Consider the following 12,382-nt stretch of genomic DNA (forward strand, 5'->3'; position numbering starts at 1 on the left):
GACGTACTGGCGAGGAACGAGCCGGTAGGAGTTCAGCCAGGTGGACGGAGTCTGATCGACGTACTGGCGAGGAACGAGCCGGTAGGAGTTCAGCCAGGTGGACGGAGTCTGATCGACGTACTGGCGAGGAGCGCCGGGACCCTGGGCCGAGTGCCCGGGTCCCGGCGCTCCGTCGTCCCGGGGCCGACGGTCGCATCCGGGCGTCATCCCACGGTCTGACGCCGCCTGTGCGGAACCGATCCCCGGGTGGACGCGGTGGGAGCGGCCCGCGGCGGATCGTGGGGGACATGAACTTCGCACCCCCTGCCTCCCACCCCTCCGCCGCCTCGTCGGCGCCCGCCCATCCCACGCCGATCCTCTCCGCCCGCGGGCTCGTGCGCACCTACGGCAGCGACCAGACCGCCACCCGCGCCCTGGACGGCGTGGACCTCGACATCGCCCGCGCCGACTCCCTCGCCGTGATGGGCCCCTCCGGCTGCGGCAAGACCACCCTGCTGCACGTGCTCGCCGGCATCCTCGCCCCGACCTCCGGGACGGTGCGCCTGGACGGCGAGGCCCTCGCCGAGCTCGGGGACCGCCGGCGCACCCTGCTGCGCCGCAGCGAGTACGGCTTCGTCTTCCAGGACGGCCAGCTGCTGCCCGAGCTGACCGCGGTCGAGAACGTGATCCTCCCGCGCATGCTCGGCGGCACCTCGCGCCGTGCCGCGACCGCCGAGGCCACCGCCTGGCTGGACCGGCTCGGCCTCGCCGGGATGCACCACCGCCGTCCGACCCAGCTCTCCGGTGGTCAGGCCCAGCGCGTCGCGGTCGCCCGCGCGCTCGCGGGGCGTCCGTCGGTCGTCTTCGCCGACGAGCCCACCGGCGCCCTGGACCAGGAGACCGGACAGTCCGTCCTCGCGACGCTCGTCGACGCGTGTGCCAAGACCGGCGCGAGCCTGGTCATGGTCACCCACGACGCCAAGGTCGCCGCGGCCTGCCGGCGCACCGTCGCGATGCGCGACGGCCGGATCGCCCGCGAGTACGTGCGTCCCGAGGGCGCGCAGGGCACGGGGGACGCCCGATGAAGGCCCTGCTCGCCTCCGCCCCGCTCCTGCTGCGCCGTCGCGGCGCCCTCGCCGACGTCCTGTCCGTGATCGCCTTCGCCGCGGCGACCGCGATCACCGGGACCGTGCTCGGCGGCGCCGCCGCCTTCGTCGGCCGCCTCCCCTCCGATGGCGAGGTCGCCTTCGAGGGGGAGGCCTCGCTGATCCCCTTCCTGGTCTCCTGCGCGATGGTCGCCTCGGTGCTGCTGATCCCGAGCGCCGTGGGCCTCGGCGGCTCCGCGGCGCGGCTCTCGCTCGCCCGGCGCGAGCAGGACCTCGCCTCGATCCGTCTCGTCGGCGGCACCGCCGGTCAGGTCGGCGCCGTGGCGGTCCTCGACGTCGCCGCGCAGGCGGTGCTCGGCGGGCTGCTCGGCGTGGTGCTGCACCTGGTCGTGACCCCGCCCCTGACCGCGCTCGACTTCGGGATCGCCCCGTTCACCACCGCGGACCTGCTGATGCCGTGGTGGGCGTATCCGCTGCTGGTGATCGGCATGGTCCTGCTCGCCGCGGGCTCCGCCGCCGTCTCCCTCACCGCAGTGGTGCTCAGCCCCCTCGGCGTCGCCCGCGACTCCCGCACCGTGCGGATGTCCGTGCTCCGACTGGGGATCTGGGCGGCGCTGATCCTCGGCTTCCTCGTGTTCATGCAGGTGGGCGGCGCGATCTTCGGCGGTGTCGCCGACGGGATGCTGTTCCTCGGGATCATGATCGTGTTCATCGGCGCGGTCGTCGCCGGGGTGAACGTGGTCGGCCCGTTCCTCGTCTGGGGAGTCGCGCTGCTCGCGGCGCGCACGGCCCCGACCCCTGCGCTGATGGTCGGCGCGAGGCGCCTCGCCGCGGACCCGAAGTCCGGCTGGAGGGCCGTCTCAGGGATCACCTTCGCCCTGGTCATCGCAGGCTTCCTCACCACGCTCGCCACGATCGTCCCGGCCGACGGGGCCCGTGCGGTCGAGGACCGGATGATGGCCACCGCCATGTCCACCGGCGGTCTGCTCACCCTCGGCATCGCGGCAGTCCTGGCCGCGGTCAGCACCGGCGTCACGCAGACCGCGCGGGTGATCGACCAGGCCCCGGTGCTGCGCGCCCAGCACATCGCCGGCGCCGAGGTGGGTCAGCTGCACCGGGCCCGCATCGCGGAGATCACGCTGCCGGTGCTGCTGAGCTCGGTGCTGGCGACCTTCACCGCCCTGCTCGTCGTGCTGTCGGTGCTGGGGTCCGGCGCCGCCGATCCGAGTGCGGCGGTGCGCTACCTGGTCAGCGTCGCCGGGGCCTACGCCCTGGTGATCCTCGCCGTGCTCGTCGCCTCCCCGCTCGTGCGCCGGTACGCGATGCGCACCGCCTGAGCGGCACCTCCGCGTGCCCCGCCCCGCCTTCCCGTGGGGCGGGGCACGGCCGTTAGGCTGGGGCGATGGACATGCAGACCGTCGCCCCGCAGGACGTGCCCGAGGGTGCGCATCTCATCGACGTGCGCGAGCAGGCCGAATGGGATGCCGGGCACGCCCCCACCGCCCAGCACCTCCCGGCGAGCACGCTCCTGCAGAACCTCGAGCAGCTCCCGGAGACGGACGAGGACCTGTACATCGTCTGCCGCAGCGGCGGACGCTCCTTCCAGGTCGCGCAGTGGCTGAACGCCAACGGGTTCGACGCGATCAACGTCGGCGGCGGCATGGACCAGTGGTTCGAGTCCGGGCTGCCGATCGAGTCCGACGGCGAGGGCGAGGCCTTCATCCTCTGAGGCGCCTCCCTCAGAGCGGCAGCACGTCCTTCAGCAGCGCGTAGCCCACGAACGCGGCCACGTCGAGGAGGGTGTGCGCCACGACCAGCGGCATCGTCCGACGGGTGCGTCGGTACCACTCGCCGAACACCAGCCCCATCACCAGGTTCGCGAGCCCCGGACCCACCCCCTGATAGGTGTGGTATGCGCCGCGCAGCAGGGCCGAGGCGAGCAGGATACGACCCGGCGACCAGCCGAGCCGTTCGAGGCGCTGGTAGAGGTAGCCGACCACGATCACCTCCTCGAGCAGCGCGTTCTTCAGCGCGTGGAGGATCAGCACCGTAGTGGTCCACCAGTGGGTCGCGAGCGCCGCCGGGATCACCTCCACGGTCGCGCCCAGAGCCCGGCCCAGGTAGTAGACGGCCAGCCCCGGCACCCCGATCGCGGCGGTGAGCAGCAGCCCGTGGCCCAGGTCCCGCAGCGGCCTGGCGAGGTCCAGCCCGAGGTCGCCGAGCGCCTGGCGCAGCGAGCCCGCGGTCGCCGCCAGCAGCAGCACCACCAGCACGACCGGCACCAGGGCGAAGGCGATCGAGAGCAGCTGGTACAGCAGGTCCAGCCACGCATCCTCCCGCAGCGAGGAGTTCAGTGAGGTCGACTGGCCGGAGAGGGGGCCGGCGGCGAGGGCCTGGGCCAGCGCGATCAGCGAGTACACGGCGCTGCGCCCCAGCGAGAGCGCCAGCACGATCAGCACCTCGGCGCGCAGCCAGGCCGGGCTCGGTCTCCACGTCTCCACGCGCACATGCTCTCACCCCGGCTCCGTGCCAGACTCGATCCCATGACTGCCTCGCATCCCGCTGCCCGCACCTCCCGTCCCGTCGTCCTGGTCACGGGCGCGAACCGGGGGATCGGCCGCGCCGTCGCGCACGAGCTGGCCGCCGACCACCACCTGCTGCTGGGCGGGCGGGACGAGCAGGCGCTCGCCGCGCTCGCCGCCGAGCTCCCGTCGGCCGAGCCCTTCGTCGCCGAGCTCACCGACCCCGCCGATCTCGACCGGGCGCTGACCGGCCTCGCCCTCGAGGAAGGACTCGCGGGCCTCGTCCACTCAGCGGGGATCCTGGTCAACGGCTCCGTCGAGGAGCTGACGCCCGCGGACTGGGAGCGGAACTTCGCGGTCAACGTCACCGCCGTCTCGGAGCTGACCCGGCGCCTGCTGCCCGCGCTGCGCGCTGCGCGCGGCACCGTCGTCGCCGTGAACTCGGGCTCCGGCTACGCCGCGAAGGGGGACCGCGGCGCCTACTCCGCCTCGAAGTTCGCGCTGCGCGCCTGGGCCGACGCGCTGCGCCAGGAGGAGCTCGCCGCGGGCGTGCGGGTCAGCTCGGTCCACCCCGGCCGGGTCGACACCGACATGCAGCACGAGCTGCGCGCCGCCGAGCAGGGCGCCTACGAGGCCGAGCAGTACCTGCGCCCGGCCACGGTCGCCGCGGCGATCGGCTTCGTGCTGCGCGCCCCGGAGGACGCAGTGGTGACGAGCCTGGACCTGCGCCCCCGCGCGATCGGCTGACCCGGCGCGGCCGACGGGCCGGCCCGACCCGGGCCCCGTCCGCCGGAACCAGGACGACCCCTCCAGCTCGCCCGAGCAGGAGGGGTCGTCGGCCGTGCGGGGCGCGTCAGCCGCGCTGGTCGTCCAGGTGGCCGACGAGCTCGGCGGCGAGGCCCACGTAGGTCTGCGGGGTCAGGGCCAGCAGCCGCTCCTGCTCCGCCTCGGGAAGGCCGAGCGAGGAGATGAACTCGCGCATCCCCTCCCCGTCGACGCGGTGGCCGCGGGTGAGGTCCTTCAGCCGCTCGTAGGGGTTGTCCAGTCCCTCGTGGCCCTGCACGCCCAGGGTGCGCATCACGGACTGCACCGCCTCGCCGAGCACCTCCCAGTTGCCCTCGAGGTCCGCGGCCATCGCGTCGGCGTCGACGTCCAGGCCCGCCAGGCCCTTGCGGATGTTCGCGATCGCGAGCAGCGAGTGGCCCAGCGCCGGGCCGACGTTGCGCTGCGTGGTCGAGTCGGTGAGGTCGCGCTGCAGGCGCGAGGTGACCAGGGTCTGGGAGAGCACGTCCAGCAGCGCGCCGGAGACCTCGAGGTTCGCCTCCGCGTTCTCGAAGCGGATGGGGTTGACCTTGTGGGGCATGGTCGAGGAGCCGGTGCCGCCCTGCGCGGACAGGCGCTGGCGGAAGTAGCCCAGCGAGATGTAGGTCCACACGTCGGTGGCGAGGTTGTGCAGGATCCGGCCGGCGCGGGCGATGTCGGCGTAGATCTCGGCCTGCCAGTCGTGGGACTCGATCTGCGTGGTCAGGGGGTTCCAGGTCAGGCCCAGGTGCTCCACGAAGGTGCGCGCGATGCGCTCCCAGTCCGCGCCCGGCACGGACACGGCGTGCGCGGCGTAGGTGCCGGTCGCGCCGTTGATCTTGCCGAGCGTCTGGTTCGCGGGGATGCGGCGGGCCTGCCGTCCCAGGCGGTGCGCGAAGACCGCGATCTCCTTGCCGAGGGTGGTGGGGGTCGCGGCCTGGCCGTGGGTGCGCGAGAGCATCGGCACCTCGGCGGTCTCGCGGGCGAGGCCCTCGAGGTCGCCGATCAGCGCCTCGAAGGCGGGCAGCCACACCTCGTTCACGGCTCCGCGGATCATCAGCGCATAGGCGAGGTTGTTGACGTCCTCGCTGGTGCAGTAGATGTGCACGACCTCGGCGAGCGGCTCGAGGGAGGTGCCGGCCAGGCGGCGCTTGATGTAGTACTCGATCGCCTTGACGTCATGGACGGTCTCCCGCTCGATCTCGGCGTGCTCGGCGATGCCGTCGGCGCCGAAGTCCTCCGGGATCGCGCGCAGCAGCGCCCGCTCCTCGTCGGTCAGGGTGCGCAGGCCGGGGATCACCTCGCCGTCCAGCAGGTGGATCATCCACTCGGTCTCCACCACCAGGCGCGAGCGGTTCAGCGCCGCCTCGGAGAGGTGGTCGACCAGCGGCGCGACCTGGCCGCGGTAGCGGCCGTCGAGCGGGGTGAGGGCGATCGGGGGAGTGATGTCCGCGAAGGAGTGAGCCATGGCGGTCATTCTCCCAGAATCGCGCGCGCCCGCGCCGCCGGGGCCGACGGGCGGGCGCGGGGCCGGGTCGGGCGCGCGGCATCCGGTGCGGGGCCGACGGACGGCGGGCGCACCGGTCGGCCGCCGGCGCGACGGGCGCGATCCGGGATCAGGCCCGCTCGCGGTCTCCCTCGCCGAGCCCGGTGACGGCCTCGACGATCCCCGACAGGATCCCGATGATCACGCCAGCCAGTAGCGCCCACCAGAAGGTGTCGAACTCGAGGGTCAGGCCCACCAGTCCCGACACCCAACCGGCCAGCAGCAGCATCAGCGTGTTGATCACCAGCTGGAACAGCCCCAGCGTCAGGCAGGTGATGGGGAAGGCCAGGAACGACAGCAGGGGCTTCACGATGGTGTTGATCAGCGCGAGGATGAGCGCGATCGCGCCGATGGTGAGAACCTGGCTGAGCAGGGTCGCCGAGTCGTCGCCCAGATGCATGCCGGGCAGGATCAGGGCCGTGACCCACAGCGCGAGGCCGGTGACGATGAGGTGTCCGAGGAATCGCATGGGGCCATTGTCCTCGCGGGGCGCTGTGCGCGCATGGGGGAAAGCCCCTGGATGTCGAGGTGGGGACGCCCTCGGACTCCGCCGCGCCGGTGACGACGTCCGGCATACCCTGGACGGCATGTCCGACCCCGCAGCTCGACTCGACCAGCCCGCCGAGAGCATCCGTCTGCGCCCCGCGCTCGAGAACCTGCCCGCCTACATCGCCGGGAAGCCCGCGGCCGACGACGGGATCCACCGCTACAAGGTCTCCTCGAACGAGTCGCACCTGCCGCCGATCCCCTCGGTACGCGATGCCGCGGTCGCCGCGATGGAGTCCTCGAACCGCTACCCCGACGCCTCCGCGCAGCAGCTGCGCGCCGCGCTCGGGCAGAAGCACGGCGTGGACCCGGCACAGATCGCGCTGTCCACCGGCTCCGTCGCGGTCTCCGGCGATCTCGTGCGCGCGGTGGTCGGCGAGGGGGACGAGGTCGTCTTCGCCTGGCGCTCCTTCGAGGCGTACCCGATCCTCGTCGGCTCCCACGGAGGCACCCCCGTGCCCGTGCCGCTGACCGCGGCGGGCGAGCACGACCTCGAGGCGATGGCCGCGGCGATCACCGAGCGCACCCGCCTGGTGCTGCTGTGCACCCCGAACAACCCCACCGGCCCGTCCATGTCCACCGAGCAGGTCGAGGACTTCCTCGCCCGTGTCCCCGAGGACGTCGTCGTCGCGATCGACGAGGCCTACCGCGAGTTCCACGACCCCGCGACCGTGCTCGGCACCGCCGGGATCTTCCGCCGCCACGGCAACGTGGTGCTGCTGCGCACCTTCTCGAAGCTCCAGGGCCTGGCCGGGCTGCGCATCGGCTACGCCGTCGCCCATCCGCGGCTCGCCCGGGCGCTCGGTCAGGTCACCGTGCCCTTCGGCGCCGGGGCCCCCGCCCAGGCCGCGGCGCTCGCCTCGCTCGCCCCGGAGGCGGCCGAGGAGCTGGAGCGCCGCGCGGAGCAGATCCGCTCCGAGCGCTCGCGAGTGATGGCCGGACTGCGCGAGCAGGGCTGGGAGCTGCCCGCGGGCCAGGGCAACTTCGTCTACTTCCCGCTCGGGGAGCGCTCGGGGGAGTTCGCCGAGTTCGCCGACGCCCGCGGCCTCGTGCTGCGTGCCTACGGCACCGACGGGGTGCGCGCCACCATCGCGGAGGAGGAGGCGAACGACCGCCTGCTCGCCATCGCGGGGGAGTGGATCGCGGGCTGAGCCTCCGCCGGGCGCGCGCGGCCCGGCCACACCGCACTCGGCAGCTCGGGGGAGCGGCGCTTCAGGCGCCGACGGGCCAGGCAGCGGCGCCTCGCGAGGGGGTGCATGCCCACGAGCCGAGCACCGCCGCGGCCCGGCGGCAAGGGGACATCCTCGGTGACCAGCGGGTCACCGCACGAAGGCGTCGGCCTCCCCGGTCATCCCGATCTGCTCGGCGACGTAGTCGATGTCCTTGTCGCCGCGCCCGGAGAGGTTCACCAGCAGGTGCGCCTCACGGCCCAGCGTCGGCGCGATCCGGATCGCATGGGCGAGGGCATGGGCGGACTCGAGCGCGGGGATGATCCCCTCGGTGTGGCTGAGCAGGCGGAAGGCATCGAGCACCGCCTCGTCTCCCTCGCGCACGTACTCGACCCGGCCCAGCTCCCGCAGATGCACGTGCTGCGGTCCGACGCCGGGGTAGTCCAGGCCCGAGGCGATCGAGTGGACCTCGCCGGGCTCGCCGTCCTCGTCCTGCAGGACGAGGGTCTCCATCCCGTGCAGCATGCCGGGGCGGCCGAAGGTCATCGTCGCGGCGTGGCGGCCCGGCTCGTCGCCCTGCCCGCCGGGCTCGACCCCGATCAGCCGCACCTCCTCGTCCTCGAGATAGGCGGCGAAGGCGCCGATCGCGTTCGAGCCGCCGCCCACGCAGGCGATGACCGCGCCCGGCAGGCGGCCGTGCGCGGCGAGGTGCTGGGCACGGGACTCGCGCCCCACGACGGACTGGAAGTCGCGCACCATGTCCGGGAAGGGCGCCGGGCCCACCACGGACCCGATCGCGAAGAGGTACCGCTCGGGATCCGCGGCGTAGACGTCGAAGGCGGAGTCGACCGCCTCCTTCAGGGTGGCCTGGCCCGTCTCCACCGCGACCACCTTCGCGCCCAGCAGGCGCATGCGCACCACGTTCGGGCGCTGCTTGGCGACGTCGACCGCGCCCATATGGATCTCGCACTCCAGGCCGACGAGCGCCGCGGCGGTCGCGAGCGCGACCCCGTGCTGGCCGGCACCGGTCTCGGCGATCAGGGTGCGCTTGCCCATCCGCTTCGCCAGCAGCGCCTCGCCGATCGTGTGGTTGATCTTGTGGGCGCCGGTGTGGTTGAGGTCCTCGCGCTTGAGCAGGATCCGGGCCCCGCCGAGCTGGTCGGAGAGCCGGTCAGCGCTCGTGATCGGGGAGGGTCGGCCGACGACCTCGCGCAGCAGGCGCGAGTACTCCGCGAAGAACTCCTCGTCGTGCCGGGCCTCCTCGTAGGCGGCGGCGACCTCCGCCATCGGCTCCACGAGCGGCGGCGGCAGGATCGCGCCGCCGTGGTCGCCGAAGCGACCGCCGGTGTTCCCGGCGAAGGCGGGGGAGCGGGTGAGCGCCGCGGCCTCGGCGAGGGTGCGCGGGGCGGGAGCCCCGTCGACGACAGGGGCGGCGGGTGCGGTGGTGCTGGGCATGGGAACCTCCCGTGATCGGGCCCGGACCGGGAGGCTCGCAGAGACGAGAAGCCGCCCGGGTGACGGGCGGCTTCGGTGTCAGCGCATGCGACAGGGGACCGCCCTCAGGCGGCCCACCAGCTGATCGTCGCGGCGCGCATGGCGGCACCATAGCCCAGCCCCGGCCGTGCTGCGCGGCACGTCCGGCCGGCGACCCAGGACCGGCCGACGGACGCCCCCGGTGATGCGGGGGAGGGGTGGACATCACTACCGGCCCCGCGGTCGCCGCCGATAGTCTTGAGAGCGGTCGGGCCCCTGCCGCTGCGGGACGGGCGCCCGAGGCGTCCGGTCCGACTGCACGTCGCCCCGCATTTCCTCGCACGAAGGACCCCATGGCCGCCCCCGCCGCCCCTGTCCCCGCTCCCGCCCTCGGCGGCCCCCGCGCCTACGCGGTCTGGATCGTGGCGGTCACCGCCTACTCGATCGCCGTGCTGCAGCGCACCACGATGGGCGTCGCCGGGCTCGAGGCCGCGGACCGCTTCGGGGCCTCGGCGACCATCGTGTCGACCTTCGTGGTGCTCCAGCTCGGCGTCTACGCCCTCGCCCAGATCCCCGCCGGCGTGCTGCTGGACCGCTACGGCTCCCGCGTCACCCTCACCGCCGGCGCCGTGCTGATGGCGCTCGGCCAGGTGCTCATGTCCCAGACCGAGACCGTGGGCGTGGCGATGATCGCCCGCATCGTGCTCGGCGCGGGCGATGCGCTGACCTTCGCGAGCGCGATCCGGCTGGTCCCGGCCTGGTTCCCGCCCGGGCGCGTGCCGCTGCTGACACAGCTCACCGGCATCCTCGGCCAGGTCGGGCAGATCCTCTCCGCCGTCCCCTTCGTGGCCGTGCTGAGCGTGGCCGGCTGGACGCCCGCCTTCTCCTCCGCCGCGGCGCTCAGCGCGATCGCCGCCGTGCTGGTGCTGCTCGTCGTCCGCGCGACGCCGCCGGGGATCCCCCGGCCGACGGTGAAGCAGGACCTGCGACGGATCCCCGTGGTGCTGGGGCGGATCGTGCGCCACCCCTCGACGCAGCTGGGCTTCTTCACCCACTTCACGGCCGGGTTCCCCGGCATCGCGTTCTCGATGATGTGGGGCTACCCGTATCTCACCGCGGGGGAGGGGCTCAGCCGCCCCGCCGCCTCCGCGGTGATGACCGTGCTGGTGGTCGTCGCGATCGTCGGCGGCCCGCTGATCGGTGCGCTCACCCAGCGCCACCCGCTGCGCCGCTCCACGCTGGTGCTGCTGATCGTCGCGACGATCGTGGTGCCGCTGCTCGCGCTCGTGCTGTGGCCGGGCAACGCCCCGATGTGGCTGCTGATCGTGCTGGTCTCGGGGTATTCCATCGGCGGACCCGCCAGCTCCGTCGGCTTCGACTTCCCGCGCACGGACCTGGCCAAGCACCGTCTCGGCACCGCGACCGGCGCCGTGATCATGGGCGGGTTCATCGGCGCCCTCATCGCGATCCTCCTGATCGGCGTGGTGCTGGACCTGCTGCGCCCCGACGGGGACTACGACCTGGCCTCCTTCCGCCTCGCCTTCGCCGTGCAGCTCCCGCTGCTCGCGATCGGGGTGGTCGGGATGCTGGTGACCCGTCGGAACCTGCGCCGACGGATGGCCGTGCAGGGCCGCGAGGTCCCGCCGTGGCGCGAGGTGCGGCGCTCGGGACGCTGGCGCCAGCTCTGAGCCCCGGGCCGGGCTTGCCGCCGCCCCCGGCGTGCCGTAGCGTTCCTCCCAGCACTTACTTTCAAGGAGGAAATATGTCGTTCACGCTGGGCATCGTCGGGATCGGCCAGTTCGGGTCCCACTTCGCGGAGCTCTTCGCCGCCCATCCCGACATCGACGCGCTCTACGCCGTCGACTCCGTCCCTGAGCGGATCGACGCCGTCGAGGCGCGCGGGGTCGCCTTCGCCGGCCGGTTCGAGACCCTCGAGGACCTGCTCGCGTCCGACGTCGACGCGGTCGCGATCTTCACCCAGCGCTGGACCCACGGGCGGCACGCCCTGGCCGCCCTGCGCGCCGGCAAGCACGTCTACTCCGCGGTGCCGATGGCCATCGAGGAGGACGAGATCCGCCAGATCACCGAGGAGGTGCAGCGCACGGGACTCGTCTACATGATGGGCGAGACCAGCCAGTACAACGCCGCCGTCGTCCTCGCCCGGCGCATCCACCGCTCCGGCGCCTTCGGCGAGGTGTTCTACGCCGAGGGCGACTACGTCCATGACATGGACCTCGGCTTCTACGACGCCTACAGGTACTCCGGCGGAGAGCAGTGGAAGTCCACCGCCTCCTACCCGCCGCTGCTCTACCCCACCCACTCCATCGGCGGGATCCTCGGCGTGCTGGGGGAGCGGCACGCCGTCTCCGTCTCGGCGCTGGGCCGCCCCGACACCCGCGGCGACGGCGTCTTCGACAAGGACGTCTCGATGTTCGGCAACGACGTCTCCAACGCCTTCGCCCTGTTCGGGATGGACAACGGCGGCGCCTTCCGCACCAACGAGCTGCGCCGCGTGGGCTACCCCTCCCACAGGCGCGAGAGCCGCTTCCGCTTCTTCGGCGAGGACTCCTCCTTCGAGGAGACCATCGACGTCACCTACTGGCACGACAAGAAGGATGTGCTCGAGGTGACGGACCTGATCCGCACCGATCGCACCATGAGCCTGGACGACCCGCGGCTCGCGGACGTCTCGCCCACCCTGCGCGACGCCTTCGTCGCCGGCGCCTCCCGCGCCCACCACCAGGAGCGCCTGCCCGAGGAGTTCCAGGGCATGCCCAACGGGCACGAGGGCGCCCACCACTTCCTCGTCGACGACTTCGCGCGCGCCGTGGTCGCCGGCCACCAGCCCGTGGTCAACGCGTGGCAGGCCGCCCGCTACACGCTGCCCGGCGTCATCGCCCACCAGTCGATGAACCGCGGCGGCGAGCGGCTCGAGATCCACGACCTCGGCGACTGCCCGCTGCCCGTGGTCGACCTCGACGCCGAGCAGGAGCCGCTGGATCCGCAGGCGCTCGCCGCCGCGATCGAGAAGGCCTCCGCGGTCGCCGCCGGCGCCTGACCGCCCGGTCCTGCCCGGCGTCGCCCGCCCGACGGCGCCTGACCGCCCGGTCCTGCCCGGCGTCGCCCGGCCGACGGCGCCCGGCGGCCGGTCCTGCTCGGCGTCGCCCGCCCGACGGTGCCGGGCGGCCGGTCCTGCTCGGCGGCGCCGGCTGCGGGAGTCTGACGGCGGGACCTGCCCGG

General features: G+C 73.5%; 12 protein-coding genes. 7 read left to right on the forward strand and 5 right to left on the reverse strand.

Going from position 1 to position 12,382, the window contains the following annotated elements; genetic code table 11:
• A partial coding sequence (locus tag Y09_RS17990) for a hypothetical protein (RefSeq protein WP_234695749.1) occupies positions 1 to 207 on the reverse strand: 207 nt, incomplete at its 3' end.
• An 80-nt stretch (positions 208 to 287) separates the two neighbouring features.
• On the opposite strand from Y09_RS17990, the gene Y09_RS14035 reads away from it, so the two are divergent.
• From Y09_RS14035 to Y09_RS14045, 3 genes are all read left to right on the forward strand, one after another.
• Positions 288 to 1,064 carry an ABC transporter ATP-binding protein gene (locus tag Y09_RS14035; RefSeq protein WP_053918299.1) on the forward strand — a complete coding sequence of 259 codons (777 nt, stop codon included), beginning with the start codon at positions 288 to 290 and terminating at the stop codon, positions 1,062 to 1,064.
• Positions 1,061 to 2,422 (forward strand): FtsX-like permease family protein, encoded by a 1,362-nt coding sequence (locus Y09_RS14040; RefSeq protein WP_053918300.1) that lies wholly within the window; start codon positions 1,061 to 1,063, stop codon positions 2,420 to 2,422. The genes Y09_RS14035 and Y09_RS14040 overlap by 4 nt, the downstream gene beginning before the upstream one ends.
• Positions 2,423 to 2,487: 65 nt before the next feature.
• Positions 2,488 to 2,814, forward strand: coding sequence for a rhodanese-like domain-containing protein (locus tag Y09_RS14045; RefSeq protein ID WP_010549566.1), 327 nt, complete (start codon positions 2,488 to 2,490; stop codon positions 2,812 to 2,814).
• Positions 2,815 to 2,824: 10 nt separating this feature from the next.
• Here Y09_RS14045 and Y09_RS14050 read toward each other — a convergent pair whose 3' ends face one another.
• Positions 2,825 to 3,592, reverse strand: coding sequence for a CPBP family intramembrane glutamic endopeptidase (locus Y09_RS14050; RefSeq protein ID WP_053918302.1), 768 nt, complete (start codon positions 3,590 to 3,592; stop codon positions 2,825 to 2,827).
• Between the two features lie 36 nt (positions 3,593 to 3,628).
• Here Y09_RS14050 and Y09_RS14055 point away from each other — a divergent pair, with 36 nt between their 5' ends.
• Positions 3,629 to 4,354 carry an SDR family oxidoreductase gene (locus Y09_RS14055; RefSeq protein ID WP_010549568.1) on the forward strand — a complete coding sequence of 242 codons (726 nt, stop codon included), beginning with the start codon at positions 3,629 to 3,631 and terminating at the stop codon, positions 4,352 to 4,354.
• Between the two features lie 106 nt (positions 4,355 to 4,460).
• On the opposite strand, the gene purB is transcribed toward Y09_RS14055, so the two are convergent.
• Both purB and Y09_RS14065 read right to left on the reverse strand, forming a co-directional pair.
• Positions 4,461 to 5,876, reverse strand: a complete 1,416-nt coding sequence (gene purB, locus Y09_RS14060; protein WP_053918304.1) for an adenylosuccinate lyase — start codon at positions 5,874 to 5,876, stop codon at positions 4,461 to 4,463.
• A 148-nt stretch (positions 5,877 to 6,024) separates the two neighbouring features.
• Positions 6,025 to 6,423 (reverse strand): phage holin family protein, encoded by a 399-nt coding sequence (locus Y09_RS14065; protein WP_053918306.1) that lies wholly within the window; start codon positions 6,421 to 6,423, stop codon positions 6,025 to 6,027.
• 118 nt (positions 6,424 to 6,541) lie between these two features.
• Here Y09_RS14065 and Y09_RS14070 point away from each other — a divergent pair, with 118 nt between their 5' ends.
• The gene (locus tag Y09_RS14070; protein WP_053918308.1) at positions 6,542 to 7,651 is read left to right on the forward strand and encodes a histidinol-phosphate transaminase; all 1,110 of its coding nucleotides are present in this window, start codon (positions 6,542 to 6,544) and stop codon (positions 7,649 to 7,651) included.
• A 168-nt stretch (positions 7,652 to 7,819) separates the two neighbouring features.
• Here the strand turns inward: Y09_RS14070 and trpB are convergent, their stop codons facing one another.
• Complete coding sequence (trpB, locus tag Y09_RS14075) at positions 7,820 to 9,124, reverse strand: tryptophan synthase subunit beta (RefSeq protein ID WP_053918309.1); 1,305 nt, start codon at positions 9,122 to 9,124, stop codon at positions 7,820 to 7,822.
• A gap of 371 nt (positions 9,125 to 9,495) precedes the next feature.
• Here trpB and Y09_RS14080 point away from each other — a divergent pair, with 371 nt between their 5' ends.
• Positions 9,496 to 10,830, forward strand: a complete 1,335-nt coding sequence (locus tag Y09_RS14080) for a nitrate/nitrite transporter (RefSeq protein ID WP_053918311.1) — start codon at positions 9,496 to 9,498, stop codon at positions 10,828 to 10,830.
• 74 nt (positions 10,831 to 10,904) lie between these two features.
• Positions 10,905 to 12,200: a Gfo/Idh/MocA family protein gene (locus Y09_RS14085; protein WP_053918313.1), complete on the forward strand. Its 1,296-nt coding sequence runs from the start codon at positions 10,905 to 10,907 to the stop codon at positions 12,198 to 12,200.
• Positions 12,201 to 12,382: the final 182 nt, after the last annotated feature.

The sequence above is a fragment of the Brachybacterium sp. SW0106-09 genome, from assembly GCF_001293905.1.
GTDB lineage: Bacteria > Actinomycetota > Actinomycetes > Actinomycetales > Dermabacteraceae > Brachybacterium > Brachybacterium conglomeratum.